Raw genomic sequence first — 26,303 nt, forward strand, 5'->3', positions numbered from 1 at the left:
GTTGGCGAACTCCAGGTGAAACGCTGCGTACGATCATGGCGTGACGACATCGCAAACGGTCCTGTTTGCGCTGCTCATCGGCCTTTTCGTGGCCGGGGTCGTGCTGGCCTTCGTGATGAGCGAGCGGCAGCAGCAACGGATCCCCGACACCGCCGAGCCCGTGGTTCCCACCGGCGTGGCCCAGGTGCTGTCGGTGCTGCGTTCCAGTGCGATGGTGATCGACGACGACGACGTCGTACGCAAGGCCTCCGCGCCGGCGTACGCCCTCGGGCTGGTCGGCGGTCACGAGCTCAAGGACTCCGGACTCTCCGAGGTCGTGCGCCAGGTGCGCCGCGACGGGCAGATCCGGGAGACCGAGATCGTCGTCGCCCGTACGTCGGCCGCGCCCGCGCGCCACGTCACCGCCCGCGTGGCGCCGTTGGGTGCCCGGCTGATCCTGGTGCTGGTCGAGGACCGCACCCGTGAGCGCCGGGTCGAGGCGATCCGCCGCGACTTCGTCGGCAACGTGAGCCACGAGCTGAAGACCCCAATCGGCGCGATCCGCATCCTCGCCGAGGCCGTGCAGGAGGCTTCCGACGACCCCGAGGCGGTCGAGCGCTTCGCCGGCCGGATGATCATCGAGAGCGAGCGACTGGCCCGCCTCGTGCAGCAGATCATCGAGCTCTCCCGGCTCCAGGGCGACGACCCGCTCGACCAGCCGCTGCCGGTCGACGTCGACTCGATCATCGCCACCGCGGTCGACACCGTCGCGATCGACGCCGAGTCGCGAGGGCTGTCGGTGGTGGCCTCGGGCGAGAAGGGCCTCAAGGTCCTCGGCAACACCGAGCAGATCGCCGTGGCGGTGGGCAACCTGGTCGCCAACGCCGTGAACTACTCCCCCGACCGGTCGTCGGTGCTGGTCGCCGCGCGCGCCACCGAGGAGTCCGTCGAGATCTCGGTGACCGACCAGGGCATCGGCATCCCGACCGAGGAGATCGACCGAATCTTCGAGCGGTTCTACCGGGTCGACCCGGCCAGGCACCGCTCCACAGGTGGCACCGGCCTCGGCCTGTCCATCGTCAAGCACGTCGCGGCCACCCACGGTGGCGACATCCGCGTATGGTCCGTCGAGGGACAGGGATCCACGTTCACCCTGACCCTTCCCAGGAAAAAGCAGGAGGCACGTCCGTGACCCGGGTACTCGTTGTCGAAGACGAAGAGAGCTACAGCGACGCCTTGGCGTACATGCTCCGCAAGGAAGGCTTCGAGGTCGCGGTGGCCAACACCGGCCCCGACGCCCTCACCGAGTTCGACCGGGCGGGCGCCGACATCGTGCTCCTCGACCTGATGCTGCCGGGCATCCCCGGCACGGAGGTGTGCCGTCAGATCCGGCAGACCTCGACGGTGCCGGTGATCATGGTCAGCGCCAAGGACGACGAGGTGGACAAGGTGGTCGGGCTCGAGCTGGGCGCCGACGACTACGTCACCAAGCCCTACTCCCCCCGCGAGTTGGTCGCGCGCATCCGCGCCGTACTCCGCCGCGGGCAGGAGCCCGACCTGTCGCCGGCCACGCTCGAGGCCGGCCCGGTGCGCATGGACGTCGAGCGCCACGTGGTGACCGTCGACGGCAACGAGCAGCGGCTGCCGCTCAAGGAGTTCGAGCTGCTCGAGATGTTCCTGCGCAACCCCGGCCGTGTGCTCACCCGCGGCCAGCTGATCGACCGGGTGTGGGGGTCGGACTACGTCGGCGACACCAAGACGCTCGACGTGCACGTGAAGCGGCTGCGCGCCAAGCTCGAGCCCGACCCCGGTGAGCCGAAGTTCCTGGTCACCGTCCGCGGCCTCGGCTACAAGCTCGACCTCTAGCTCTCCGATACTCCCTGACGTTTCGGCCCTTCCTTGGGGATACTCCCTGACGTTTCGGCCCTTCGAGGTCGGACATCTCAGGCAGTATCGGGGAGTACGGCGGGATGTCGCGCAACGCTGTCCGAAAACCGCTCGGCAACGACGCACGCCGGTCCCTAGGCTTGGTGAGTGACGAACTCCCCAGCCCTGACTCGCACCTGGCTGCCCACCGCAGCCGCCGGATTCACCCTTGTGTGCTGGGCGTCCGCCTTCGTGGCGATCCGGCACCTCGGGCACGACGTGACCCCGGGTGCGCTGACCATCGGGCGGCTCGGCATCGCGGCGATCGTGCTCGGCATCATGGTCTACCGGCGTCCGCGCACCTGGCCCCGTGGGCGTGAGTGGCCGCTGCTCATCGCGTGCGGCGTGATGTGGTTCGGCATCTACAACCTCGCCCTCAACGAGGCCGAGCGCCGCATCGACGCCGGCACTGCGGCCATGCTGATCCAGATCGGCCCGCTGCTGGTCGCGCTGCTTGCCGCGGTGTTCCTCGACGAGCGCCTCACCAAGTGGCTGGTGGTCGGCATCGCCATCGGCTTCACCGGCGTCGCGATCATCGCGCTGGCCAACGACCAGTCCGGCGACCGCGACCTGTGGGGCGTGCTGCTGACCGTGCTCGCGGCAATCACCTACGGCATCGGCGTGGTCTGCCAGAAGCCGTTGACCCGGCGACTGCACCCGTTCGAGATCACGTTCCTGGCCTGTGTGATCGGCTTGCTCACCGCGTCGCCGTTCACCGGTGAGTTCGTCGACCTGGTGGAGCATGGCAGCGCCGCGTCGTGGCTCTGGATCCTCTACCTCGGCGTCTTCCCGACCGCCCTCGCGTTCTCGACCTGGGCCTTCGCGCTGACCCACATGGACGCCGGCCGCCTCGCGATCACGACGTTCCTGGTGCCGGTCATCGCGATCGTGCTGGCTGCCGTGCTGCTCGGCGAGACGCCTCCGGCACTGGCGTACGTCGGAGGGGTGCTGTGCGTGGTCGGCGTGCTCGTCTCGCGTCGGCGTACCCGCGTCAAGGAGCCGTTGGCCGCCGTACCCGCCGACCAACCCGTCACGACATGACTGCCGCGACGGCCGACCACGGAATCGTCGGGGACTATCCCGGGTGGAGGGCCGGAACGTCAGGGAGTATCGCGGGTGAGGGGCCGGAACGTCAGGGACTATCGCGGGTGAGGGGCCGGAACGTCAGGGAGTATCGCGGGTGGGTCACCAGCGGGGGGAATCGCCGGGAAGGGCTCTGCCGGGCGGGCGGATCACGTAGGCCACGCCGCCGGACCCACCGAGCCACGCGCGCTCGAACTGGTCGCGACGGTAGACCCGGCGTACACCGGCATTCGTCGCGGCAGACGGGTCGTTGACGATCACCCGGCCGTCGGCCGCGAACCCCGTGATCACCACCAGGTGGCCCGGCGTCGAGGTCAGCGGCGACCCGTCGAGACCGCCACGCGCGAACGCGATGGAGACCACCACGGGAATGCCGGCCCGGATGAACCGCTCGGCGTCGCGCAGGTTCAGCAGGCGGGTGACGAAGGCGTCCGTGGAGTACTGCCCGGCATAGGCGGTGTTGAACGGCCAGTTGCCGGTGCCCTGGTAGTTGTGGTCGTAGGTGTAGCGCGCAGCGTGGTCGACCTGGCCATCGCGTTCACCGGTCCACGCGTAGTGCTCCGGACTCGGCCCGCGGCCGTAGTAGCGCAGCACCATGGCCGTCGACGTCGGCGAGCACCAGGCCTCGCCGCCCGCGTCCCACTGCGGGTAGTGGCCGGTGTGGATCATCTGGGAGAACTTCGGCACCGCCCTCTCGCTGGTCGCGCGCATCGAGGTCGGCGAAGTCGCCGCGGTGCGCGTGGTGAAGTTCGCCGCGACCGCGCCGATCGAGTCGAGGCGCGGCGTCGCGGTGGTGCCACTGCGCCGCATCAGCGTGACGCGGAGCTGCCACTGGCGCATCCGGCTGGTGCCCTGGCTGACCAGGGTGTCGGTGTTCAGCTTGTTGAGGTCGTCGGTCTGCGCCTCACCGGAGTAGCGATGGATGCTCTCGACGGTGAAGCCCCACACCGCGAGCGTGTCCCACGAGCTGGCCGCCGTCGCCGACTTCGTGCGCGCGTCGATCCGCAGGTAGGTGCCGGCCGGCACGCGGGCGTTCCACGATGCGATGAGGTTGGTCGCGTCGAAGCCCGGCGCCACCCACGGCGAGGTCCAGCGTGCGTAGTCGTAGCGGACCGAGCGCCCCGAGCCGTAGGGATCACGCAGGCTGGCCGACCCCATCGGCCGGGCTGCGAACTGCAGCGATCCGTTGCTGATCAGGCTGCCGTTGCGCAGGCCGGTCGCGAGCTCGGCGTTGCTGCTCCAGCGGGTGGTCTGCACGCGCGGTGTGACGGCCCCCGCCCGCTGTACGACGACCGCGGGCGACGCGTGCGACGTACCGGCTGAGGACGTGATGGCTGCCGGAGCGGCAACCTGCGCTGCGGCCAGGGGCGCAGTCGCGGCCGGACGCGCAGCCGTGGCCAGGGGTGCGGCGGCGGCCAAGGGCGCGGCGATCAGGAGTACGACGGCCAGGCGTGACGGCGTACGACGAGCGGAGGGGAAGACCATGCCCGACAGCGTAAGTGACGAAAGTGACGCGTGGGACTGACTTCACGCGACCCGTCGCCAGTTCAGGTTGACCTGTCGCCAATTCTGGGCGACCCGTCGCCAGTCTTTCGTGCCGGTCGAAACTCACGACGGGTCGATCAGAACTCACGACGGGTCGATCGAAACTAACGACGGGTCGATCAGAACTGGCGACGGGTCGATCAGAACTGGCGACGGGTCAGGTGAGAGCGGGGATGAGGAGGATCAGGCCGATCAGGGCGGGCACGGCTTGGACGAACAGGATCTTGCGGCTCACGGTGGCCGCGCCGTAGACGCCGGCCACCACGACGCACGCCAGGAAGAACGCGATCGTCGGTTCGTCGCCGCGGATCATCCCGAAGACCAGGCCGGCGACGAGGAACCCGTTGTAGAGGCCCTGGTTGGCGGCCAGCGCCTTGGTCTCCTCCGCGAACTCCGCCGTGAGCCCGAAGGCCTTGCGACCGGCCGGCGCCGTCCAGAGGAACATCTCGAGCACCAGGAACCAGAGGTGCAGTGCGGCGACGAGGCCGGCGATCACGTAGGCAACCGTTGTCATGGGCGGAACCTACTCCTGCTCGAGCCACCCGCGGAACGCTTCGAGGTTCTTCGTGGACTCGCCCCGCGAGATGCGCCACTCCCACTCCTTGCGGATGGAGGAGGCGAAGCCGAGCTCGAGGATGGTGTTGAACGACTCGTCGGCGGTGGCCAGCACCGTGCCGAGCAGGCGGTCGAGGTCGTCGGCGTTGGTCGACGAGAGCGGCAGCCGGGCGTCGAGGTAGATGTCACCGTGCCGGTCGATGGCGAACGCGACGGCGTACAGCCGCAGGTTCTTCTCCAGCAGCCAGCGGAAGACGCCCTCGTGGTTCTCGTCGGGGTTGCGGCACACGAACGCGTGGACGCCGAGCGCGTGCGGGCCGACGTCGACGCGCACCGGAGTCTGCAGCTTGTTCTCACCCGGGAGCGAGAACGAGAAGACGCCGGGGGCGCCCTCGTCGTAGGCGACCTCGTTGTCGACCAGCCAGGCGCGGACGACCTCGACCCGATCGTGATCGGGCCGTTCTGCCTCAACCTGCGGTGACAATCGCCTCGTCCTCCCTCATCAGTCCGGCAGCCCGGCGGTAGACCTCGAGGGTACGGTCCGCGGTGCGCTCCCACGAGAACTGCCGCGCCTGCTCGACCGCACCGGCGGCCAGGCGGGCGTGCAGCCCGGGCTCCCGGAGGACCCGGCCGAGGGCGTGCGCCCAGTCGCGGGGCTCGTGGCTGTCGACCAGGAGGCCGGAGTGCTCGTCGCGGACGACGGTCGGCAGGCCGCCGACGGCAGCCGCGACCACGGGCGCTCCGGCGGCCTGCGCCTCCACGGCGACCAGGCCGAACGACTCGTTGTAGGACGGTACGGCGACCAGGGTCGCGGCCGAGCACCAGTCGGCCAGCACGGACTGGGCGACCGGCGGCACGAACCGCACCACGTCGTCGAGCCCGAGGTCGTGGGCCAGGTCGGCCAGGGCCTCCGGGTGCTCGAGCCCGGACCCGGAGGGTCCGCCCACGATCGGCACCACGAGGCGCGCACGGAGGGACGGGTCCTCGGTCAGCAGCACGTGCACGGCCTTGAGGAGGACGTCGGGCGCCTTCAACGGCTGGAGCCGACCGGCGAAGAGCAGCACCTGGGCGTCGGCCGGCAGCCCGAGGCGTTCGCGGGCGTCGATGCGGGGACGGAACACGTTGAGGTCGACACCCGGGTGCACCACCTCGACCCGTCCGGGCTCGGCGTCGTACAGCTCGATCAGCTGCTTGGCCTCGAGGTCGGTGTTGGCGATCAGCATGTCGGCGGCCTCGACGACCTGCTCCTCGCCGAGCACGCGCGCGATCGGCTCGGGGGTGTCTCCCTCGGCCATCGCCTCGTTCTTCACCTTCGCCATGGTGTGCATCGAGTGGACGAGCGGGACGCCCCAACGGTCACGGGCCAGCGCGCCGACCTGTCCGGAGAGCCAGTAGTGCGAGTGCACCGCGTCGTAGTGGCCGGGCAGGTTCGCCGCCTCGGCGCGCAGCACCTCGCGCGCGAAGACGCACAGCTGCCCCGGGAGCTCGGACTTGGTCAGCCCCTCGAAGGGTCCGGCGTGCACGTGGCGCACCAGGATGTTGTCGGAGAACTCGACGATCGGATCCAGTGTCGACGACGTGGCCCGGGTGAAGATGTCGACGGCGATGCCGCGACGGGCCAGCTGTCGGGACAGCTCGACCACGTAGACATTCATGCCGCCTGCGTCGCCGGTGCCCGGCTGGTCCAGCGGCGAGGTGTGCAGGCTGATCATCGCGATGCGGCTCATCTGCGCGTCGTACCTCCTCGGGTCATCCTCCCCAGAACCACGGTGGCAGGCCTGCTATTCCCGGCTGTTCCCGCCGGCAGGCGGCAGGCGGCAGGCGGCATGCGGCATGCGGGAGGGTGCAGGCGTCAGCGGCTGTGCGAGCCGTGGGTGCGTGGCGCACGGGACCCACGCCACCGGACGGCGAGGAACAGGAACAGCAGGACGGCCAGGACACCGACGCCGAGATCGACCGGGTCAGGGTCGAGCTCGCTGTGCAGGGTGACCAGCACCGAGCCGGCGAGGCACACGACGCCGACCGCGACGATGGCCTGCAGCCAGACCGGAGCCTTCGGGACCAGCATCAGCCCGATGCAGAGGACCGCGACGCCCAGAAGTCCGAAGCCCGCCCACTGCAAGGGATCGGCACTGTCGATGAAGTGGCGGACGACAAGGCACAGCCCACCCAGGATCCCGGTCACGGCGGCCAGTCCACGCACGTCGACGCTTCCTCTCTGTGCACACGCAGGCGCGCTCTCGTGCACGCGCAGGCACGCCACCCCGACGCGCCACCGACCCAGTGTGCCGTGGCTGGCCCGTCCCTGCCACTCGTCTCTCCATCCGGCACAATCCTCGCCATGAGCACTCGCCGCACAGCAGTCGTCACCGGAGCCTCCAGCGGGATCGGCGCCGCCACCGCCCGAGCGCTCGCCGCCGAGGGGTTCCGGGTGGTCTGCGCCGCACGCCGTACCGACCGGATCGAGCAGCTCGCCGCCGAGATCGACGGCCTCGCGGTGGCCTGTGACGTCACCGACGCCGCGTCGGTCGACGGCCTCGCACGAGCCGTCGGCGAATCGGTCCACGTGCTGGTCAACAACGCCGGCGGCGCCTTCGGCTCCGCGCCCGTCGAGTCGGCCGACGCCGAGCAGTGGCAGGCGATGTACGACGTCAACGTGGTCGGGCTGATGCGGGTGACGCAGGCGCTGCTGCCGGCCCTGCGAGCCAGCGGGGACGGCGTCATCGTCAACGTCGGCTCCACGGCCGGGCGGGTCCCCTACGAGACCGGCGCCGGCTACGTCGCGGCCAAGCACGGCACGAAGGTGGTGACCCAGACCCTGCGCCTCGAGCTGCTCGGCGAACCGATCCGGGTCAGCGAGATCGCGCCCGGCATGGTGCACACCGAGGAGTTCTCCCTGGTCCGCTTCGGTGGCGACCAGGCCAAGGCCGACGCGGTGTACGCCGGCGTACCCGACCCCCTGGTCGCCGAGGACGTCGCCGACGCCATCGCGTGGGTGGCCACCCGACCGGCCCACGTGAACATCGACGAGCTGGTCATCAAGCCGCGTGCCCAAGCCGCCCAGAACAACGTGCACCGCACCAGCGACTAGTGCCCGGGCGCCGTCGATTGTGGCTGCAGGAATCCCCGGTGCACCGGGTAAACGTGCAGGGCGGCTAGGAGCCACCGGGCGTGACGATGCCGTGGTCGAACGCGTAGACCACGGCGGCCGCACGGTCGCGCAGGTCCAGCTTGGTGAACACCCGGCCGATGTGGCTCTTCACGGTCAGCTCGGAGATGTGCAGCGCCGAGGCGATCTCGCTGTTGGCCAGGCCGCGCCCGATGGCCTGGAGCACTTCGTACTCCCGGGCGGTCAGCTCCTCCGGGCGCTGTGCCGACTCGGGGCCGGTGCGCACGTAGGTGCTCAGCACCCGCCCGGTCACGCCGGGGTCGAGCCACGAGTCACCCGCGGCGACCGCGCGCACGGCGCGGATGAGGTCCTCGGCGGGCGAGTCCTTGAGCACGAACCCCGCGGCACCGGCGCGCAGCGCACCGGAGAGCAGCTCGTCGTCATCGAACGTGGTGAGCGCGAGCACTGGTGGCGCCTCCGGATCGGTGCGCAGCCGTGTGGTCGCCTCGATGCCACCGACCCGCTTCATCCGCAGGTCCATCACCACCACGTCGACCGGGGCACCCGTGCCGTCGTACGCCGCGGCGAGCTCGGCCAGCGTGCCCGGGATCTCCGCACCGTCGGCACACTCGCCGACGACCTCGAACCCGTCACGGCGGCGCAGGATGCGCTGTAGCCCGGACCGCACCAGCTCCTGGTCGTCGACCAGCAGCACCCGCACCGGGTTCATCGAGCCCTTCCCTTCATCCGCTTCACCACGCACCACTCCGCCGAACCCGGGAGGTCCACCTCCACCAGCCACTGGTCGGCCGCGCCCGGATCGCGTCCGGCGTACAAGGTGCCACCGAACTGCTCGACCCGGGCCGCCATGCCGGCCAGCCCGGAGCCGCCGGTGCCACGTCGCGCCGCCGCCGGCGCCGGGTTGCGCACCGTCAGGGTCGCGCCGCGCGGCGAGTAGTCGACGCGCACCTGCGCGGGCGCGGACGGCGCGTGCCGGGCCACGTTGGTCAGTGACTCCTGCACCGCACGGAACAGGCAGAGGCCGGCCGACTCGGGCACACCGGACGGGTCGCCGGACTCCGCGAAGTCGACCTCGAGCCCGGCGGCCCGGATGTCGTCGACCAGCCCCGGGATGTCACCGGCCGCGGGCAGGGCCGCCTGTACGTCGGAGCGCGGGCCGTTGTTGAGGACGCCGACGGTGCGCCGGATGTCGGCCATCGCCTGGCGTCCGATCCGTTCGGCGTCCTCGAGGGCGTGGACGGCGTCGTCGACGTCGCGGTCCTCGGTCAACGCCCGGCGGGCACCGGTCACGTGCAGCAGGGTGACGCTGAGCGAGTGCGCGACGAGGTCGTGGATCTCGCGCGCGATGCGCTGGCGCTCCTCGAGGGCGGCACGGGCGCTGGCGCCGTCGACTGCGTCGCGTTCGGCGGAGATCGCGCGCATCTGCCACCGCAGCGTGTAGCCGATCATGAACGCCACCAGGATCGACGGCAGCCCCAGCTCGAGGGCATCCGGTCCTTCGATGACGAACATCATCACCACCGACAGCCCGCCCACGAAGAGGCCGAGGCGCGCACCTTCGGTGGTGGTCATCTCGCCGACCAGCAGGGCCAGGGCGAGCACGGTCGCGTCGGCGTTGGTGTCGACGACCATCGGCGCGGACAGCATCCAGCCCACACCGGCCAACCCGAACGCCGTGCCGATGCTCCAGTGCAGCCAGTCGCGCAGCACGAAGTGCAGGGCGTGCGGGACGGCGATCAGCAGCACCGCCAGGACCACGGGCTGCGGCGTCCAGAGAACGTCGCGCTGTGCGGCCGCGACCAGCATGGCGCCGACCTGGCCGACCGAGGTGATGACCGCGATCCACCACGGGTAGACGAGTCCGCGGGAGGCGCCCTTGTCCTCGATGCGGGCGCGCAGCGCACGCACGAACGCGCCCAGGTCGACAGACATGTGGCCAGCCTAGGGAACTCACGCGCCGTTGCCATCACTCCGCGGGCGGGTGCCGACTCCTACCAGGGTCGGAGCCCGGATAGGTACCGCAGCGCGATGCCCGGCCAGGGTGCCCGCGCCTAGCGTCGCTCTTGACCGATCCAGTAGCAACGGTGCGAAAGTGAGATGACCATGACCTGGCAAGAAACCCACCGACGCTGGCAGGCCCTGCGCGAGATCGAGGAGTCGACCCGACTCGACCTCTCCGGCGAGCTGCCGTGGAACGACGAGATCGCGCTGATCTTCGGTGACCGCGACTGCCTGGTCGCCCACCTGCGCTACCGGTGGAACCTCACCGTCGAGGCACAGCTCGACCAGGACCTCGGTCCCGACGAACGCGTGGCAGTGCTGCGCGAGCTGCGCGCCCGCCATGCCGGCGTGCTCCGCATCCTGGCCCGCTACCCGGAGCGCGGTGCCACCTCGGGAGGGCCCCTTGTCCACGCGTCCTGAGACCCCGCCGACCGGCTGTCCGGTCGAGCACACCGGCACGGTCGAGGCGACTCCCCGGCCGAACCGGCAGCGACAGGACACAGGCACGCGCACCCCACCCGGGCGACTGGCCCGGATGCCCGGCAGCCGGCGCCTGGCCTGGCTGTTCGACCACGGGACCGCCCGTTACGGCATCCGGTACGGCGCCCGCCGCGGCGACCTGATCGCCCGGCTCAACGTCGACCCGGAGCTGTTGGCCGACCCCTACCCGGCGATGGCGGAGCTGCGGGCGCGGGGTCCTGTGGTGCCCGGTCCCCTGGTCTGGGCCAGCTGCAGGTACGAGAGCATCAACCGGGTGCTGCGCGACGACACCTTCGGTGTGGGCGGCGGTCACGCCGAGCTCCCCGAGCCCGTGCAACGGCTCCTCCACCTGGTGGCCGACCCGTTGCGTTTCGGCCCGCTCGACCCGCCCTCCCTGCTCGCCGTCGACGCCCCCGACCACACCCGCTATCGCAAGCTGGTCTCCCGGGTCTTCACTCCGCGCTCGGTCGCCGCCCTCGAGCCCCGCATCCGCGAGGTCGCCGAGTCACTGCTCGACGGCCTCGAGGCACGCGGGCGCACCAGCTTCGACCTGATCGAGGAGTACGCCGCCCAGCTGCCGCTGGCCGTGATCGCCGACGTGCTCGGCGTACCGGACGAGATGCAGCAGAGCCTGCTCCAGTGGGGCAACGGCGCTGCCCGGCTGCTCGACCCCGGCCTGTCGTGGCGCGACTACCGTCAGGCGACCGACGACGTGGGGCACATGCACACCTGGTTCGACCAGCACGTCGCGCGCCTGCGCCGTACGCCCGGCGACGACCTGCTCAGCCGGTTGGCGATGCTGGACGGCGACGACCGGCTCACCGACATCGAGCTCGCGGCCACCGGTCTGCTGGTGCTCGGCGCCGGCTTCGAGACGACCGTCAACCTGATCGGCAACGCGGTCGTCCTCCTCGACCAGCACCCCGACCAGCTGGCCGCCGTACAGGCCGATCCGTCGTTGTGGACCAACGCGGTCGAGGAGTGCCTGCGCGTCGAGTCGCCGGTGCAGCTGACCATGCGGCAGGCATACGCCGACACGACCGTCAGCGGGACTCCGGTGCCGAAGGGCCAGCCGGTGCTCCTGATGCTGGCCGGGGCCAACCGCGACCCCGACGTGTTCACCGACCCCGACCGTTTCGACGTACGCCGGGAGAACGCCGCCGAGCACCTCGCCTTCTCGGCGGGCGTGCACTTCTGCCTTGGCCCGAGCCTGGCCCGTCTGGAGGCCCGGGTCGCACTCGAGACGCTCTACACGCGCCTCCCGACACTGCGGGTCGACGGCACGCCGCAGCGGCGGCCGAACCGGGTGCTGCGCGGATTCGATCGCCTGCCGGTCGGCCCCGGCGCCAATTGACGAGACCCGGGGTGGCCGAATCGTCCGCGGCACGGGAGACTGCGCGTGTGCAGACCATCGGACTCATCGGCGGAATGAGCTGGGAGAGCAGCGCCGCCTACTACAAGGACCTGAACCTCGGCGTCGAGACGCGGCTGGGCGGCTACTCCTCAGCGAAGACGGTGATGGCCTCCGTCGACTTCGCGGAGGTCACCGCGCTCGAGGAGGCCGAGGACTGGGACGGCGTCGCCACGATCCTGGCCGAGGCCGCGCGCGGGGTGGAGAAGGCCGGCGCCGACTTCCTGATGCTGTGCACCACGACCTTCCACCGGGTGGCCGAACAGGTCGAGGCAGCGGTCGACACCCCGCTGCTGCACCTGGCCGACGTGGTCGCCGAGGCTGCCAAGGCGCGGCGGGTCGACACCGTCGCACTCGTCGGTACGACGTTCGCGATGTCGCGCACGTTCTTCACCGACCGGATCGCCTCGCACGGCCTCCAGGTGCACGTGCCGGCACCGGAGCAGCACGAGATGGTGAACGCGATCATCTACAACGAGCTCGTGCACGGCAAGGTGCTCGACTCCTCGCGGCGCAAGATCGTCGAGCTGATCGACCAGCTCTGGGACGGCGGCGCGCAGGGCGTGATCCTGGGCTGCACCGAGCTCGAGCTGCTCATCGAGCAGGCCGACGTCGAGGTGCCGCTGTTCCCGTGCACCACCCTGCACGTCGAGGCCGCCCTCAACCGCGCCCTCGCCTGATCGACCCGTCGCCAGTTCTGATCGACCTGTCGTGAGTTCTGATCGACCCGTCGTCAGTTCGTCGCGGATCGTCGAATTCGCGTCGGGTCCTCGCGAACTGGCGACGGGTCGGCACTAACTGGCGACAGGTCGTCGCGAGGGTGGTCCGGATAGGCTCTGGCTCGTGGGTGAGGAACCGGGGAACTCGAAGATGCGCCAGTCCGCGATCGGACGCACGGCGCGTCTGGCCAGCCTGCCCGCCGCCTACGCCGGACGCACGACCATCGGCCTCGGCAAGCGCCTCGTCGGCCGACCGGCCAACGCCGTCCTGACCGAGGTGCAGGCCCGCACCGCCGACCAGATCTTCAAGGTCCTCGGCGAGCTCAAGGGCGGCGCGATGAAGTTCGGCCAGGCGATGAGCATCTTCGAGTCGGCGCTCCCCGACGAGCTGATCGGCCCCTACCGCGACGCCCTGACCAAGCTGCAGGACTCCGCGCCACCGATGTCGGTGCGCATGCTCGAGTCAGTGCTCTCCGAGGAGCTCGGCGACGACTGGCGCACCCGGTTCACCGCGTTCGACGCCTCACCAGTCGCCTCCGCGTCGATCGGCCAGGTGCACCGCGCGACCTGGGCCGACGGCACCGAGGTGGCGGTCAAGGTGCAGTACCCCGGCGCCGCGAAGGCGCTGCGCTCCGACATCCGCCAGCTCGGCCGGATGGCCCGGCTGTTCACCGTGCTTGCTCCCGGACTCGACATCAAGCCGCTGCTGGCCGAGGTCGAGGCCCGGGTCGCCGATGAGCTCGACTACACCCTCGAGGCCGCGGCGCAGTCGGTCTTCGCCGCCGAGTTCGCCGACGACCCCGACTTCGTCGTACCCGCGGTGGTGGCGCACACCGAACGCGTGCTGGTGACGACGTGGATGGAGAGCCCGTCGTCCCTGGCCCAGGTGATCAAGTTCGGCACGCCGGAGCAGCGCAACCACTTCGGCGGGCTCTACGCCAGGTTCCTCGTCTCCGGCCCCACCCGCACCGGCCTGCTGCACGCCGACCCACACCCCGGAAACTTCCGGATCCTCGACGACGGCCGCCTCGGCGTCGTCGACTTCGGCGCGGTCGCCCGGCTGCCCGACGGGTTCCCGCGTCCGCTCGGCGAACTGCTCTCGCACGGCCTCTCCGACGACTGGGAGACGGTGGTCGACGGCCTGCGCCGCGAGGGCTTCCTGCTGCCGCGCACCGAGTTCACCCCCGAGGACCTCCGCGACTACCTCGGCCCGTTCCTCGACGCGGGCCGCTCGGAGTCGTTCCGGTTCAACCGTCAGTGGCTGCGCTCGCAGACGGTTCGGGTCGCGACGCCCACCCAGGAGAACCTGGCCCGCGCCTTCAAGCTCAACCTGCCGCCGGAGTACATGCTGATCCACCGGGTCTGGCTCGGCGGGTTCGGCGTGCTCTGCCAGCTCGAGGCCGAGGTGGAGTTCCGCGCGCTGCTGGAGGAGTACGTCCCCGGGTTCGAGCCAGCCTGACGCGTTGGCCCGTCGCGACCGTCGCCCGCTGGCCGTCGCCCGCGACCCGAAGTCTGCACCTGCACGATCGTGGTCGCTTTCCAGGCGACTCCGGTGTCACGACTCGCCACCTGCACGATCGTGGTCGCCCGGGGCAGCGTCAGGAGTCGTCGGGGGTCTGCTCCAGCACCAGCGCGGTCAGTCGGCGCAGGTCTTCGGTCAGCTGCGTCTCGGCCAGGGTGACCTCGTCGTCGTCGACGCGGATCACGTAGGAGTACATGTCGGGGTAGGTGCGGGCCGGCTTCGCGGGCCGCAGGTCGACCCTGGACAGCAGCGCCCGCACCTCGTCGAGGTGGGCGCCCTCGCCGCCGAGGTCGCAGCGGCCGGTCGCCGTGCGGCCCGCGAAGCCACCGGTACGGCGGACCTCGACGACGGTCGGCGCTGCCTCTGCGGAGTGGTCTCGACTCTCCGGGCTCGTCCCTCGCCCTGCTCGACCACCGAATGCGGCCACGTCGTCCGCCGTCGCACCGCCAGCCGCGTCGCCTGCGGGCTGCGCGACCTCGACGCCGACCTGCGCCCAGGCATCGCGTACGGCGTCGGCGTGGTCGCCGGCCGCCTCGACCGTGGCCGCGGCGAACCCGGCGAAGTCGACGTCGGGGGCCACCGTGCCCAGCGCCGTCCACCAGATGCGGCCGGCGCCCTCGGCTGAGGTGCCGCCGATCGCGAGCGCGGCCAGCACGAACGCACGGTTCGGGATGCCGGAGTTGAGGTGGACTCCGCCGTTGTCGTCGGTCGTCTCGACGTAGGCCGACATGTCCGCCCCCTGGGGGTCCTTGCCGAGCACCGGGTCGTCGTACGCCGTGCCGGGGTTGTGCATGTCGCGCAGCCCGCGGCCGTTGACGCCCGGCAGGAAGAGTCCCTCGCCGACGACCCAGTCGGCCTCGGCGGCGCCCTGGCCGAGGACCCGCTGCTTGAGGCAGGCGCCGAACACGTCGGAGACCGACTCGTTGAGCGCACCGGACTGCCCCTCGTAGACCAGCCCCGCGACAGACTCGGTCACTGCGTGGGTCAGCTCGTGGGCCAGCACGTCGACCGGCTTGGTGAACCTGTCGAACACCTCGCCGTCGCCGTCTCCGAAGACCAGCTGGGTGCCGTTCCAGAACGCGTTGTCGTAGTTGCGCTCGTAGTGCACGGTCGCCAGCACGTGGGCACCCTGCCCGTCCCACGAGTTGTGCGCGTAGACGTCGGCGTACATCGCCAGCGACGCCTCGAGTCCGGCGTACGCCTCGTCGACCGCGACGTCGCCCGAAGCAGGCTCGCCGGAGGCGCGCACGGCGCGGCCCGGCAGGTCGGTGCCGTTGTCGGCGGTGTGCACCGTGAACCCGCCGTCGGCGGCCGCCACGGCCCGTGGCGCACGGCGCCCGGCCCGGAAGCGCTCATCGATCTCGAGGGTGCGATGGCAGTGGTCGGTGGCCCGGGCGTCGGGCTCGGAGGCGATCTGGCGGAGGAGGTACGGCGGCACGATGGAACAGCTCATGACTTCAGTCCTATCGCGACCCACCGACATGCGAAAGGCCCGAAGTGCGGCAGTTCGACCCCGTGAAGGGCAGGCCTGCGCAGGGAGGGGGCGCAGGCCCGGTCGAACTGCCGCACTTCGGGCACGGAGCTGCACGGTGCTGGGAGGTGCCCCGTGCAGCGGCGATCAGTAGGTGACGAAGCTGATCGTGTTGTTGACCAGCGTGCCGTCCATGTTGCGCTGCTCGAGGTTGAACACGTCGCCGGACTTGGTGACCCCGATCGAGTTGTAGCCGCTGACCGGCATCGCGACACCGAGCGCAGCCGGGTCCCCGACGAACTGCACCTGGTAGTTGCCGGCGCTCGTGTGGCGCACGAGGATCTGGCCGCCGGAGCAGTTGTGGCCGTTGTCGGCGTTGCGCCAGATCGCGTCCTGCGGGATGCCGGACAGGTTGGTGAAGCTGTGCACGAGCCCGACCTGGCAGCCGGCCGAGGCCATGTTGAGGCTGTGCTCCCGGACTGCGTCGCCGGTCACCGAGTTGTCCTTGAAGTCGATACCGAGGAGCGAGTGGTTGAGCACCGTGCCCGACCGGACCGCGCCGGGCGCGATGTCGACCGCCTTCACCTCACGGTTGATGATGTCCCCCGAGTCGACGGTGTTCGTGCCGGGGATCGCCGAGGCGCTGGCCCCTCCGGCGGTGGCGAGGACCACGAGCAGTCCGTAGCCGATGACGTGCCTGAAATTGCTGAGACCCATGGCGTTGCTCCTGTCGGGGGCGGAACGCACGGTGCGTTCCGACACTGCCAACAAAGGACGGGCAAACCAGACATTTGATACATGCCGCAGTGAAAATCACGCAGGGAACGATTCGGAGCGCACCGTGTCGGCGCCGTAGACTGACCGGGCTGTCCCATGGCCGGGCAGGAATCCATCGCGAACGAAAGCGCTGCCCCATGTCTGGAAACACCTCACGCTCCGATCTGCGCAACGTCGCAATCGTCGCCCACGTCGACCATGGCAAGACCACGCTGGTCGACGCGATGCTCCACCAGGCCGGCGCGTTCACCGCGCACCAGGCCGAGGGCGTCGCCGAACGCGCCATGGACTCCGGCGAGCTCGAGCGCGAGAAGGGCATCACGATCCTCGCCAAGAACACCGCCGTCCACTACGCCGGACCTGCTGCCGACGGCAAGCCGATGACGATCAACATCATCGACACCCCGGGCCACGCCGACTTCGGTGGCGAGGTCGAGCGCGGTCTCTCGATGGTCGACGGCATCGTGCTGCTGGTCGACGCGTCCGAGGGCCCGCTCCCCCAGACCCGCTTCGTGCTCCGCAAGGCGCTCAACGCCGACATGCCGGTGATCCTGGTGGTCAACAAGACCGACCGTGGCGACGCCCGCATCGACGAGGTCGTCGACGAGACCTACGAGCTGTTCATGGACCTGCTGGACGAGTCCCACAGCCAGGACGCCCTCGACTTCCCGGTCGTCTTCGCCTCGGGCAAGGCCGGCATCGCCAGCACCGTCAAGCCCGCGGACGGCACGATGCCCGAGGGCAGCGACCTCGAGCCGCTCTTCAAGACGATCCTCGACACCATCCCGGCCCCGACGTACGACGAGGGCGCGCCGCTCCAGGCCCACGTCACCAACCTGGACGCCTCCCCGTTCCTCGGGCGCCTCGCACTGCTGCGCATCAAGCAGGGCAACCTGAAGAAGGGCCAGACCGTCGCCTGGATCAAGCGCGACGGCGACGTCAAGAACGTCAAGATCACCGAGCTCCTCGTCACCGAGGGCCTCGAGCGCAAGCCCGGCGAGTCCGCCGGCCCCGGTGACATCGTCGCCGTCGCGGGCATCCCCGAGATCACCATCGGCGAGACCCTGGCCGACCCGGAGAACCCGGTCGCGCTTCCGTTGATCCACGTCGACGAGCCGGCTATCTCGATGACCATCGGCACCAACACGTCCCCGCTGGTCGGCCGCGTCAAGGGCCACAAGGTCACCGCCCGCCTGGTCAAGGACCGCCTCGACTCCGAGCTGGTCGGCAACGTTTCGCTGCGGGTGCTCCCGACCGAGCGTCCCGACGCGTGGGAGGTGCAGGGCCGTGGCGAGCTGGCGCTGGCCATCCTCGTCGAGCAGATGCGTCGCGAGGGCTACGAGCTCACCGTCGGCAAGCCGCAGGTGGTCACCAAGGAGATCGACGGCAAGGTCCACGAGCCGATGGAGCGCCTGACCATCGACGCTCCCGAGGAGTACCTCGGCGCGATCACCGAGCTGCTGGCTGCGCGCAAGGGCCGCATGGAGCAGATGACCAACCACGGCACCGGCTGGGTGCGCATGGAGTTCGTCGTCCCGGCCCGCGGCCTGATCGGCTTCCGCACCGAGTTCCTCACCGAGACCCGGGGCACCGGCATCGCGCACCACATCTCCGAGGGCTACGAGAAGTGGGCCGGCGAGATCCGGTCGCGCAACAACGGCTCACTGGTCGCGGACCGCGCCGGCGCAGCCACGGCGTACGCCATGACCAACCTGCAGGAACGCGGCATCATGTTCCTCGAGCCGACCACCGAGGTCTACGAGGGCATGATCGTCGGCGAGAACTCGCGCGCCGACGACATGGACGTCAACATCACCAAGGAGAAGCAGCAGACCAACATCCGGTCCGCCACCTCCGACAACTTCGAGAAGCTGATTCCGGCCAAGCGACTCTCCCTCGAGCAGTGCCTGGAGTTCTGCCGCGAGGACGAGTGCGTCGAGGTCACCCCCGAGACCGTGCGGATCCGCAAGGTCGTGCTCGACGCCCACGCCCGCGCGAAGACCGCGTCGCAGGCGCGCAAGGCCAACAAGTAACAGGCGCCCCGACCGGGCCGAAGGCAGCACCCGGCAGAGACGACGCCGGCCAGAGTCGCGAAGCGGACCACTCCCGAGCAGGGGATGGTCCGTTTCGCGTTTCCCGCCGTAGATGGCCACGCCGGAAAGGCGGAGAAACCGGACAACCCGACATTCCTCCCGGTGAGTGGGACCTCCGCCGGACCGCGCCCGCGGACCGCACGACGCTGTGACCACAGACACAGAATGCGGTGACCTCGGACCACCCGTCACACATGGAGGAACAGTGAAGACACGCATCTCGACCCGGGCGCGATGGGCGGTTCTGCTCTCAGCAGCCGCCCTCGTCGTCACCGGGTGCGCCGACACCTCGGCCGACGACGGCGGGACCAAGGGGTCCTCCTCCGACGTGGACTACTCCACCCGGATGATGAACGTCGAGGAGGCGTCGGGCGACCCCGTGAAGGGCGGCACTCTGCGTGTGTCGGAGTACTCCGAGGCGCGCACCCTCAACCCGACGCAGACCTTCCCCACCGGCTCGACCGGCGGCAACATCATGGCCGCGGTCTACGACACCCTCATGCGCTACAACGGCGACGAGGGAACCTTCGAGCCCCAGCTGGCCGAGTCCCTGGAGTCGAGCGACAACCAGACGTGGACCCTCAAGCTGCGTGAAGGGGTCACCTTCACCGACGGCACCCCGCTCGACGCCGACGCCGTGATCGGCAGCGTGAACTACTACACCTCGGCCTACGGCCTGAACGCCCTGCTGATGAAGCAGGAGGTGAAGTCGCTCAAGGCCGTCGACCCGTTGACCGTCGAGATCAGCCTCGCCCACCCGTGGGCCACGTTCCCGAACGTGTTCACCAACGGCCCCGGCATGATCATGGCTCCGGCCGCCTACAAGAACCCCGAGGCCTTCAAGCCGATCGGCGCCGGCCCCTTCAAGTTCAAGAGCTACGCGCCGGCCGAGAAGACCGTCGTCGTGGCCAACGACGACTACTGGGGCGGTCGCCCCGCCCTGGACTCCATCGAGTTCGTGCTGCTCGGCCCGGACAGCACCGGCTACGAGACCCTGAAGTCCGGTGGCGTCGACGTCGCGTTCCTCCGCGGAACCGAGACCGTCGACGAGGCCATCCAGGCCAAGGTCTCCGGCATGGTCAACCACGCCGGCATGGCCAACAACCTGTGGATCAACAACCGCGAGGGCTCGCCCGGCGAGGACAAGCGGGTGCGCCAGGCGATCGCCCTGGCCTTCGACCCGGAGATCTACCTCAAGCGCATCGCCAACGGTGCCGGCAACCCGAGCAAGCTGCTCCTCGGGCCGGACTCGAAGTGGTCCCCGGGCGTCGAGGCGACGCCGACCGACTCCAATCAGGCCAAGGAGCTCGTGAAGGAGGCCAAGGCCGACGGCTTCGACGGCAAGATCCGGGTGCTGGCCCGAACCGACCAGGACTCGCAGTCGGGGGCGATTGCGATCCAGGCGATGCTCGAGGCGGTCGGCTTCGAGGTCAAGCTCGACCTGGTGCAGAACGTCGCGGACCAGATCCAGAAGGTCTACGTCGACCACGACTTCGACATCGCCACGTCAGCCACCTCGATCCAGGAGGAGAACGTCTACGGCCGCCTCGTGTCGGCCCTCAGCGCCCAGTCGCCGACCAACGTCCCCGGCTACTCCAACCCCGAGATGGACAAGCTCTTCGCCGAGCTGGAGGGCAAGGACACCCCGGAGGCGGCCAAGGAGGTCCTCACCAAGATCGAGGAGCTCTTCGCCGAGGACGCGCCCGGCGTGGCGATCAACTCCGGCGCCATGGTGAACGCGTGGAACAAGAACGTCCACGGCATCAAGGGCAGCGGCGAGACGATCATCCTCTTCGACAAGGCGTGGCTCGAGAAGTGAGCTGACAGACCGAACGCCCGGCTCCTCCCCCGTGGAGCCGGGCGTTCTCTGCATTTCGTCGTACGACGAGCAGCCGGCGCACCACGCGTGCCGTCGTCGTACGACGGGTGCACGCGTGCCGTCGTACGACGGGTGCCCACGTCGTACGACGAGTGCCGGACGAACAGACAACGGTGCCCACGGGCTCTCGATCGCGAGAGCGCGTGGGCACCGTTTGGACGGGTCAGGCCGTGCGGACCCAGGGTGCGGCGGCCTCGAGCTGGCCGGCCAGCGAGAGCAGCAGCCCTTCCTCGCCGAGGTCGGCCGCGAACTGCACGCCGACCGGCAGGCCGTCGGAGTCGGTGCCGAGCGGCACCGACATGGCCGGCATCCCGGTGGCGTTGAAGACGCTGGTCCACGCCGAGAAGGTCGCGGCGTGCTGGTAGATCGACTCGGGGCGGGTGGTGTCGAGCAGCCCCAGGGGCGGCACCCGCCGGGCGACCGTCGGCGTCAGCAGCACGTCGTACTGCTCGAAGGTCGCGCCGACCTCCCAGCCGATGCGCTGGGCCGCACTGAGCGACCGGGAGAGCGCCGTGGCCGGCAGGGCGCGGTAGTGCTCGAAGAGCTGATGGGTGAAGGGCTCGAGGTCGTCGTCGAGGAGCTCGCGGCCGAGCACGGCCAGCCGGTCCTGCACCGCGACCGTGAAGGCGATGCCCATGAGCGGCGCAGTCTCCGCGCTCACCTCACCCGGCACCCACGGGGCCTCGAGCGGGACGACGGTGTGCCCGAGCGACTCGCACAGGGCAGCGGCCCGCTCGACGATCGCGAGCACTTCCGGATCCGTCTCCGGTCCGTCGGCGAACGCCGTGGCCAGGCCGATCCGCAACGGCCGGGGCGACTGCGCGGCGAGGGTCGCGAACGACTGGGCGGGAGTCGGGACACCGATGGCGGTGCCCGGCAGGCGTGCCGACGAGATGTCCAGCAGCAAGGCGCTGTCGCGCACCGTGGTGGTCACGGCGTGGTGCACCGAGGCGGGACCGCTGAGGGTCGACGGTGCCGGCGCGCTGGTCACGCGTCCTCGGCTCGGCTTGAGCCCGAAGAGGCCGTTCATCGAGGCCGGGATGCGGATCGAGCCGCCCCCGTCGCTCGCGTGGGCGACCGGCACGAGGCCCGCGGCCACGGCGGCGGCGGAGCCACCGCTCGATCCGCCGGGTGACCGGGTGAGGTCGCGCGGGTTGTGGGTCTGCCCGTGGAGCTGCGGCTCGGTGCTGGCGTTCAGGCCGAACTCGGGGCTGTTGGTGGTGCCGAGCACGACCATGCCGGCCCGCTTGTAGCGGGCCACCAGCTCCGAGTCGCGGTCGGGCACGTACTCCGCGAAGAGCCGGCTGCCGCGGCTGCTGGGCAGCCCGGCGACGTCCATGTTGAGGTCCTTGACCAGCACCGGTACGCCGCGCAGCGGACCGTCGGGCAGCCCGGCGTCGACCTCGGCCAACGCCTCGTCGAAGCGGGTGGCGATCACGGCGTTCAGCGCCGGGTTGTGCTTCTCGATCCGGGCGATCGCCTCGTCGACGACCTCACGCGCGGAGGTCTCCCCGTTGCGGATCGACGCCGCAAGGGCGATGGCATCCAGGGGCTGGTTCAGGTCGTGGGCGTCGATGACGGACATCAGACGGCCACGTTGTGGCAGGCGATGAAGTGGCCCTCACCGACGGGCCGCAGCTGGGGCTCCTCGGCGGAGCAGCGGTCCGTGGCGAGCGGGCAACGGGTGCGGAACCGGCAGCCCGAGGGCGGGTTGAGCGGTGAGGGGAGCTCTGTCGCCGCGGCGGACATCGGCCGGTCGGAGGCCACCGGCCCGGTGACCGGGTCGCCGGGGGTGGCGATCTCCTCGCCACCGGGGATCGAGGCGATCAGGGTGCGCGTGTAGGGATGCAGGGCGGCGGTCTCCATGCCGGTCGACGGCAGCACCTCGCAGGTCTTGCCGAGGTAGAGCACCATCACCCGGTCGCTGATGTTCTTCACGACCGAGACGTCGTGGGCAATGAAGATCATCGAGAAGTCGAACTTCTCCTTCGTCTTCTCCAGCAGGTTGAGGATCTGCGCCTGGACCGACACGTCGAGGGCCGAGACCGGCTCGTCGCAGATCAGCACCTCCGGGTTCATCATCAGTGCCCGCGCGATGCACACCCGCTGGCACTGGCCGCCGGAGAGCTCGTGCGCCCGCCGGTCCCACACCACGTCGGGGTCGAGACCCACCGCGACGAGTGTCTCGCGGACGGCGGCGTCCTTGTCGTCCCCCTCGAAACCCCAGATCGCCAGGCCCTCCGCGACCAGGTCGCGGACCTTCCGGCGCGGGTTCAGGGAGGAGACCGGGTCCTGCATGATCATCTGCATCTTCGAGCGCGCGCGACGCAGCTCACGCGGCTTGAGGCCGGTCAGGGCCTGCCGATCCAGTCGCACCTCGCCCGAGGTCGGCGGCGGCTCCTGCATGACGGCACGGCCGGCGCTGGACTTGCCGCACCCCGACTCGCCCAGGATGCCGAGGGTCTCCCCCGGCAGCAGGTCGATGTTGAGGCCGGACACGGCGTGGACGACCTGCTTGCGGCCGACCGGGAACTCCACGACCATCTGGTCGACGGTGAGCACGGGGGACGCGTCGGGGCGCATGTGTGCGGTTCCGCTGCCGGCCATGTCAGCCCACTTCCTGTCGTTCGGTGACCTCGGTGAGGGGGAAGTGGCAGGCGCCGAGGTGTGACGCCTCGGCGTGCAGGCCACGTACCCCGTCGCTCATCTCCCGGAGCTGGGGTTGTTCTTCACGGCACCGGTCCTGCGCCAGGCGGCATCGCGGCGCGAAGCTGCAGCCGCCGGGCGGTGCGAGCATGTTGGGTGGCGCGCCCTCGATCGCCCGCAGCACCGTGTGGGGTGCATCGGCGATCCGCGGGATCGACGCGAGCAGCGCCTCGGCGTACGGGTGCGCAGGTCGGGCGAAGACCCGGGAGGTCAGTGACGTCTCCACCGTCCGGCCGCCGTACATCACGGCGACCCGGTCGGTCCGGCCCTCCACGGCGCCGAGGTCGTGGCTGATCAGGATCGTCGCCATGTTGCGCTGGGAGGCGAGGGACGCGAGAAGGTCGAGGATCTGCTTCTGCACCGTCACGTCGAGCGCGGTGGTCGGCTCGTCGGCGATCAGCAGCTTGGGGTCGCAGGCCAGTGCCATCGCGATGACCACGCGCTGCCGCATGCCTCCGGAGAGCTCGTGCGGGTACTGCTTCATCCGGCGCGCGGGCTCGGGGATGAACACCTGACGCAGGAGGTCGATCGCCCGCTCGTGCGCGTCCTTGCGGTTCAGGCCCAGGTGCAGTCGGAGCGCCTCGGTGATGTGGGCGCCGACCCGCTTGACCGGGTTCAACGAGGTCATCGGGTCTTGGAAGACCATCGCGACCTCGGGGCCCCAGAGCTTGCGCCGGTCCTTCGGCTTCATCGCGTGTACGTCGTGCCCGCCGATGCGCACCGAGCCGGAGACGGCCGTGGTGGCGTTGTCGGCGATGAGGCCCATGACGGTACGGCCGAGCACGGACTTGCCGGAGCCGGATTCGCCGACGATGCCGAGGGTCTCCCCTGCGCGCAGTGACATCGAGACTCCGTCGACTGCCCGCATCACTCCGCGAGGGGTGGTGAAGACGGTGTGGAGGTCGGCGACCTCGAGGACGAGTTCGTTGGTGTCGTTCACAGCTTTGCACTCCTCGTGTCCCACCGCTTCTGGGCCTTCTCGCCCAGGAGGTTGAAGGAGAAGACGGTCAGGAACAGGAACGCGCCGGGAACCAGCACGATGTGTGGGTAGTCCTCCATGGCGCCACCCTCACCCTCCGCGATCATGTTGCCCCAGGTCGGGTCGGGCTGCTGGATGCCGAGGCCGAGGAAGCTCAGCGAGGCCTCGGCCACGATCAGCGCGGAGATCATCACAACCGCCATCGAGCAGACCGGGAGCAGCACGTTGGGCACCAGCTCGCGGGTCATCACCCGGAACCGGGTGGCCCCCATCAGCCGGGCCGCCATCACGAACTCGCGCTGGGCGAAGGCGATCGTGTTGGCGCGGGCCAGGCGCACCATGCTCGGGATGGTCAGCAACGACAGGGCCAGGGCCATGTTGCGCAGGCTCGGGTCGAGGAAGGTGCTCAGCGTGATGAGCAGGATCAGTGGCGGCACCGCGAGCAGCGCGTTGGTGAAGATGCCGACCACGCTGTCGACGCCCTTGCGGAAGTAGCCGGCCATCACACCGATGGCGCCGCCGACGACGGTGCCGATGGTCACCGCCAGCAGCGAGATCGCCAACGACGTACGGGCCCCGTGGAGCGAGCGGGAGAGCAGGTCCAGGCCCTGGTTGTTGGTGCCCAACGGGTGGTCGGTGAGCAGGCTCGGCGCCATGTTGGTCGGCTCCACGAGGGTCTTCGCGACGTCGTTGTGCTCGCCCAGGGGCAGCAGGGGTGCGAGCACCGCGGCCACGCAGATGCCGACCAGCCAGACCACGGCCAGGACGAACAGCAGGTCGACCGGCTTGCCGCGGAAGCCCACGACCAGGCGGGCGATCCCGTGGAAGATGAGCCCCAGCCCGGCCAGGACCAGCACGGCCTTGCCGGCCAGGACGAGGGTCGGTGTGGTCCAGCCGAAGCCGGCCACGGCACCACCGGCCACCAGGAGCGCCGCTCCGACCAGGAGGGTGCGGGTGCGGTTCTCCGCGCGGGCACGGGACTTGTCACTACGCATGAACACGGCGGGTCCTCGGGTCGAGATAGCCATACGAGACGTCGATGCTGGCGTTCACCACGACGTAGACGAGGGCGATGATCAGGACCGCGCCCTGGACCAGGGGGAAGTCGCCCTGGTTGGCGGCGGTGACGATCATCGATCCCATGCCCGGCAGTGCGAAGAGGTACTCCACGATCACGGTGCTCCCGATCAGGCGCCCCAGGCTGATGCCCATCAGGGTCACCAGCGAGAACGACGACGGGCGCAACGCGTCGGTGACCATGATCCGCCACGGCGGCATGCCCTTGGCACGGGCGGCGAGGATGTAGTCCTCGTTGAGGGTGACGATCAGGTCGTTGCGCAGGATGCGGGTGAACAGCGCCAGCTCCATCATCGCGATGACCAGCGCGGGCAGCAGGGCATGGTGCAGGTTGGCCGGAAGGTCCTCACTGATCCGCACCCACTGCGCCCGCGGGAACCAGCCGAGGCCGTTGGCGAAGACCATGATCAGCAGCAGGCCGGCCAGGAAGGACGGGATCGACAGGATCGCGAACATCGACGCGCTGATGATCCGGTCGACGAGGCCACCGGCGTGGGCGGCGGACCACATCGCCAGCGGGACGGCCAGCACGAGAGCGATCAGCAGGCCCATGGTGGCCAGCTGGAAGCTGACCGGGAGGGCGCCGAGGATGCGATCGGTCACGTCCCCCTGAGGCGGCACCAGGGAGCGACCGAGGTCGCCGGTGACGGCCGAGGAGAGCCAGTGCCAGTAGCGCGTCAGCAGCGGGTCGTCGAGACCCAGCTCCTGGCGCAGGTCCACGTAGTCCTGCTTGGGGTGGCCCTCCCCGAGGATGGCGACCGCGGGGTCGCCGGGCATCAGGGTCACCATCGCGAACACGCCGAAGCTGACCACGAAGAGGACTGCCAGCAGCTCGCCGGCACGGAGCGCGATCCGGCGCATCAGCGACCGTCTCCGCTCCGGGGGCGTCGGACAACCAGGCTCATCAGCGGTGGTCCTTTCGTCGGATGGGGCACGGTCGGTGACCGGGCGAGGACATTGTGGGAAGACT

24 protein-coding genes are annotated in these 26,303 nt (G+C 70.1%); 10 read left to right on the forward strand and 14 right to left on the reverse strand.

What is annotated here, in order from left to right; genetic code table 11:
- Positions 1-40: 40 nt before the first annotated feature.
- The 3 genes from ASD66_RS03940 to ASD66_RS03950 all read left to right on the forward strand — a co-directional run bounded on the left by ASD66_RS03940 (position 41) and on the right by ASD66_RS03950 (position 2,946).
- A complete protein-coding gene (locus ASD66_RS03940) occupies positions 41-1,171 on the forward strand; it encodes a sensor histidine kinase (RefSeq protein WP_056890082.1) in 1,131 nt (376 codons plus the stop codon).
- On the forward strand, positions 1,168-1,845 hold the full coding sequence (locus tag ASD66_RS03945) for a response regulator transcription factor (RefSeq protein ID WP_056685326.1): 678 nt from the start codon (positions 1,168-1,170) through the stop codon (positions 1,843-1,845). The genes ASD66_RS03940 and ASD66_RS03945 overlap by 4 nt, the downstream gene beginning before the upstream one ends.
- 168 nt (positions 1,846-2,013) lie before the next feature.
- Positions 2,014-2,946 carry a DMT family transporter gene (locus ASD66_RS03950; protein ID WP_082599310.1) on the forward strand — a complete coding sequence of 311 codons (933 nt, stop codon included), beginning with the start codon at positions 2,014-2,016 and terminating at the stop codon, positions 2,944-2,946.
- A gap of 144 nt (positions 2,947-3,090) precedes the next feature.
- On the opposite strand, the gene ASD66_RS03955 is transcribed toward ASD66_RS03950, so the two are convergent.
- The 5 genes from ASD66_RS03955 to ASD66_RS03975 form a co-directional block, all read right to left on the reverse strand.
- The gene (locus ASD66_RS03955) at positions 3,091-4,473 is read right to left on the reverse strand and encodes a peptidase C39 family protein (protein ID WP_056890083.1); all 1,383 of its coding nucleotides are present in this window, start codon (positions 4,471-4,473) and stop codon (positions 3,091-3,093) included.
- 217 nt (positions 4,474-4,690) lie between these two features.
- Positions 4,691-5,047: a DUF1304 domain-containing protein gene (locus ASD66_RS03960; protein WP_056685319.1), complete on the reverse strand. Its 357-nt coding sequence runs from the start codon at positions 5,045-5,047 to the stop codon at positions 4,691-4,693.
- A 9-nt stretch (positions 5,048-5,056) separates the two neighbouring features.
- Positions 5,057-5,572 carry a YbjN domain-containing protein gene (locus ASD66_RS03965; RefSeq protein ID WP_056685304.1) on the reverse strand — a complete coding sequence of 172 codons (516 nt, stop codon included), beginning with the start codon at positions 5,570-5,572 and terminating at the stop codon, positions 5,057-5,059.
- Positions 5,556-6,815, reverse strand: a complete 1,260-nt coding sequence (mshA, locus tag ASD66_RS03970) for a D-inositol-3-phosphate glycosyltransferase (RefSeq protein ID WP_056685301.1) — start codon at positions 6,813-6,815, stop codon at positions 5,556-5,558. Before mshA ends, ASD66_RS03965 begins: the two co-directional genes overlap by 17 nt.
- A gap of 125 nt (positions 6,816-6,940) precedes the next feature.
- A complete protein-coding gene (locus ASD66_RS03975) occupies positions 6,941-7,291 on the reverse strand; it encodes a hypothetical protein (protein WP_056685298.1) in 351 nt (116 codons plus the stop codon).
- Between the two features lie 138 nt (positions 7,292-7,429).
- On the opposite strand from ASD66_RS03975, the gene ASD66_RS03980 reads away from it, so the two are divergent.
- Positions 7,430-8,179: an SDR family NAD(P)-dependent oxidoreductase gene (locus ASD66_RS03980; RefSeq protein ID WP_056685295.1), complete on the forward strand. Its 750-nt coding sequence runs from the start codon at positions 7,430-7,432 to the stop codon at positions 8,177-8,179.
- A gap of 64 nt (positions 8,180-8,243) precedes the next feature.
- Here ASD66_RS03980 and ASD66_RS03985 read toward each other — a convergent pair whose 3' ends face one another.
- Entirely contained in the window at positions 8,244-8,927 is a 684-nt protein-coding gene (locus ASD66_RS03985; protein ID WP_056685292.1) for a response regulator transcription factor, read from the reverse strand.
- Positions 8,924-10,150: a sensor histidine kinase gene (locus tag ASD66_RS03990; protein WP_056890084.1), complete on the reverse strand. Its 1,227-nt coding sequence runs from the start codon at positions 10,148-10,150 to the stop codon at positions 8,924-8,926. Before ASD66_RS03990 ends, ASD66_RS03985 begins: the two co-directional genes overlap by 4 nt.
- Positions 10,151-10,321: 171 nt before the next feature.
- Between ASD66_RS03990 and ASD66_RS03995 the strand changes: the two genes are divergently transcribed.
- The 4 genes from ASD66_RS03995 (at position 10,322) to ASD66_RS04010 (ending at position 14,288) form a co-directional block, all read left to right on the forward strand.
- The gene (locus ASD66_RS03995) at positions 10,322-10,639 is read left to right on the forward strand and encodes a hypothetical protein (protein ID WP_156388527.1); all 318 of its coding nucleotides are present in this window, start codon (positions 10,322-10,324) and stop codon (positions 10,637-10,639) included.
- On the forward strand, positions 10,623-12,053 hold the full coding sequence (locus ASD66_RS04000; RefSeq protein WP_200949849.1) for a cytochrome P450: 1,431 nt from the start codon (positions 10,623-10,625) through the stop codon (positions 12,051-12,053). The genes ASD66_RS03995 and ASD66_RS04000 overlap by 17 nt, the downstream gene beginning before the upstream one ends.
- A gap of 47 nt (positions 12,054-12,100) precedes the next feature.
- Positions 12,101-12,790, forward strand: a complete 690-nt coding sequence (locus ASD66_RS04005) for an aspartate/glutamate racemase family protein (protein WP_056890555.1) — start codon at positions 12,101-12,103, stop codon at positions 12,788-12,790.
- Between the two features lie 163 nt (positions 12,791-12,953).
- Positions 12,954-14,288, forward strand: a complete 1,335-nt coding sequence (locus ASD66_RS04010) for an ABC1 kinase family protein (protein ID WP_235529956.1) — start codon at positions 12,954-12,956, stop codon at positions 14,286-14,288.
- A gap of 139 nt (positions 14,289-14,427) precedes the next feature.
- On the opposite strand, the gene ASD66_RS04015 is transcribed toward ASD66_RS04010, so the two are convergent.
- Both ASD66_RS04015 and ASD66_RS04020 read right to left on the reverse strand, forming a co-directional pair.
- The gene (locus tag ASD66_RS04015) at positions 14,428-15,804 is read right to left on the reverse strand and encodes a protealysin inhibitor emfourin (protein ID WP_056890087.1); all 1,377 of its coding nucleotides are present in this window, start codon (positions 15,802-15,804) and stop codon (positions 14,428-14,430) included.
- A gap of 165 nt (positions 15,805-15,969) precedes the next feature.
- The gene (locus ASD66_RS04020) at positions 15,970-16,539 is read right to left on the reverse strand and encodes a hypothetical protein (RefSeq protein WP_056890088.1); all 570 of its coding nucleotides are present in this window, start codon (positions 16,537-16,539) and stop codon (positions 15,970-15,972) included.
- 197 nt (positions 16,540-16,736) lie between these two features.
- On the opposite strand from ASD66_RS04020, the gene typA reads away from it, so the two are divergent.
- A complete protein-coding gene (gene typA / locus ASD66_RS04025; protein ID WP_056890089.1) occupies positions 16,737-18,632 on the forward strand; it encodes a translational GTPase TypA in 1,896 nt (631 codons plus the stop codon).
- Positions 18,633-18,897: 265 nt separating this feature from the next.
- Entirely contained in the window at positions 18,898-20,511 is a 1,614-nt protein-coding gene (locus ASD66_RS04030; protein ID WP_056890090.1) for an ABC transporter substrate-binding protein, read from the forward strand.
- A gap of 223 nt (positions 20,512-20,734) precedes the next feature.
- On the opposite strand, the gene ASD66_RS04035 is transcribed toward ASD66_RS04030, so the two are convergent.
- From ASD66_RS04035 to ASD66_RS04055, 5 genes are read right to left on the reverse strand one after another with little or no spacing between them, the layout of a single operon-like run.
- Positions 20,735-22,156 carry an amidase gene (locus tag ASD66_RS04035; protein WP_056890091.1) on the reverse strand — a complete coding sequence of 474 codons (1,422 nt, stop codon included), beginning with the start codon at positions 22,154-22,156 and terminating at the stop codon, positions 20,735-20,737.
- Positions 22,156-23,178, reverse strand: coding sequence for an ABC transporter ATP-binding protein (locus ASD66_RS04040; RefSeq protein WP_056688185.1), 1,023 nt, complete (start codon positions 23,176-23,178; stop codon positions 22,156-22,158). Before ASD66_RS04040 ends, ASD66_RS04035 begins: the two co-directional genes overlap by 1 nt.
- 1 nt (position 23,179) lies before the next feature.
- A complete protein-coding gene (locus ASD66_RS04045) occupies positions 23,180-24,217 on the reverse strand; it encodes an ABC transporter ATP-binding protein (protein WP_056688183.1) in 1,038 nt (345 codons plus the stop codon).
- Positions 24,214-25,251, reverse strand: coding sequence for an ABC transporter permease (locus ASD66_RS04050; protein WP_056890092.1), 1,038 nt, complete (start codon positions 25,249-25,251; stop codon positions 24,214-24,216). Before ASD66_RS04050 ends, ASD66_RS04045 begins: the two co-directional genes overlap by 4 nt.
- Complete coding sequence (locus ASD66_RS04055; RefSeq protein ID WP_056688176.1) at positions 25,244-26,194, reverse strand: ABC transporter permease; 951 nt, start codon at positions 26,192-26,194, stop codon at positions 25,244-25,246. Before ASD66_RS04055 ends, ASD66_RS04050 begins: the two co-directional genes overlap by 8 nt.
- Positions 26,195-26,303: the final 109 nt, after the last annotated feature.

Source organism: Nocardioides sp. Root151 (genome assembly GCF_001427925.1).
Lineage (GTDB): Bacteria > Actinomycetota > Actinomycetes > Propionibacteriales > Nocardioidaceae > Nocardioides.

Coding starts and splice junctions, on each gene's coding strand:
- ASD66_RS03955 (WP_056890083.1), bottom strand. CDS start 4,473: ATGGTCTTCCCCTCCGCTCGTCGTACGCCGTCACGCCTGGCCGTCGTA.
- ASD66_RS03960 (WP_056685319.1), bottom strand. CDS start 5,047: ATGACAACGGTTGCCTACGTGATCGCCGGCCTCGTCGCCGCACTGCAC.
- mshA (WP_056685301.1), bottom strand. CDS start 6,815: ATGAGCCGCATCGCGATGATCAGCCTGCACACCTCGCCGCTGGACCAG.
- ASD66_RS03980 (WP_056685295.1), top strand. CDS start 7,430: ATGAGCACTCGCCGCACAGCAGTCGTCACCGGAGCCTCCAGCGGGATC.
- ASD66_RS03985 (WP_056685292.1), bottom strand. CDS start 8,927: ATGAACCCGGTGCGGGTGCTGCTGGTCGACGACCAGGAGCTGGTGCGG.
- ASD66_RS03990 (WP_056890084.1), bottom strand. CDS start 10,150: ATGTCTGTCGACCTGGGCGCGTTCGTGCGTGCGCTGCGCGCCCGCATC.
- ASD66_RS03995 (WP_156388527.1), top strand. CDS start 10,322: ATGACCTGGCAAGAAACCCACCGACGCTGGCAGGCCCTGCGCGAGATC.
- ASD66_RS04015 (WP_056890087.1), bottom strand. CDS start 15,804: ATGAGCTGTTCCATCGTGCCGCCGTACCTCCTCCGCCAGATCGCCTCC.
- ASD66_RS04020 (WP_056890088.1), bottom strand. CDS start 16,539: ATGGGTCTCAGCAATTTCAGGCACGTCATCGGCTACGGACTGCTCGTG.
- typA (WP_056890089.1), top strand. CDS start 16,737: ATGTCTGGAAACACCTCACGCTCCGATCTGCGCAACGTCGCAATCGTC.
- ASD66_RS04035 (WP_056890091.1), bottom strand. CDS start 22,156: ATGTCCGTCATCGACGCCCACGACCTGAACCAGCCCCTGGATGCCATC.
- ASD66_RS04040 (WP_056688185.1), bottom strand. CDS start 23,178: ATGGCCGGCAGCGGAACCGCACACATGCGCCCCGACGCGTCCCCCGTG.
- ASD66_RS04050 (WP_056890092.1), bottom strand. CDS start 25,251: ATGCGTAGTGACAAGTCCCGTGCCCGCGCGGAGAACCGCACCCGCACC.
- ASD66_RS04055 (WP_056688176.1), bottom strand. CDS start 26,194: ATGCGCCGGATCGCGCTCCGTGCCGGCGAGCTGCTGGCAGTCCTCTTC.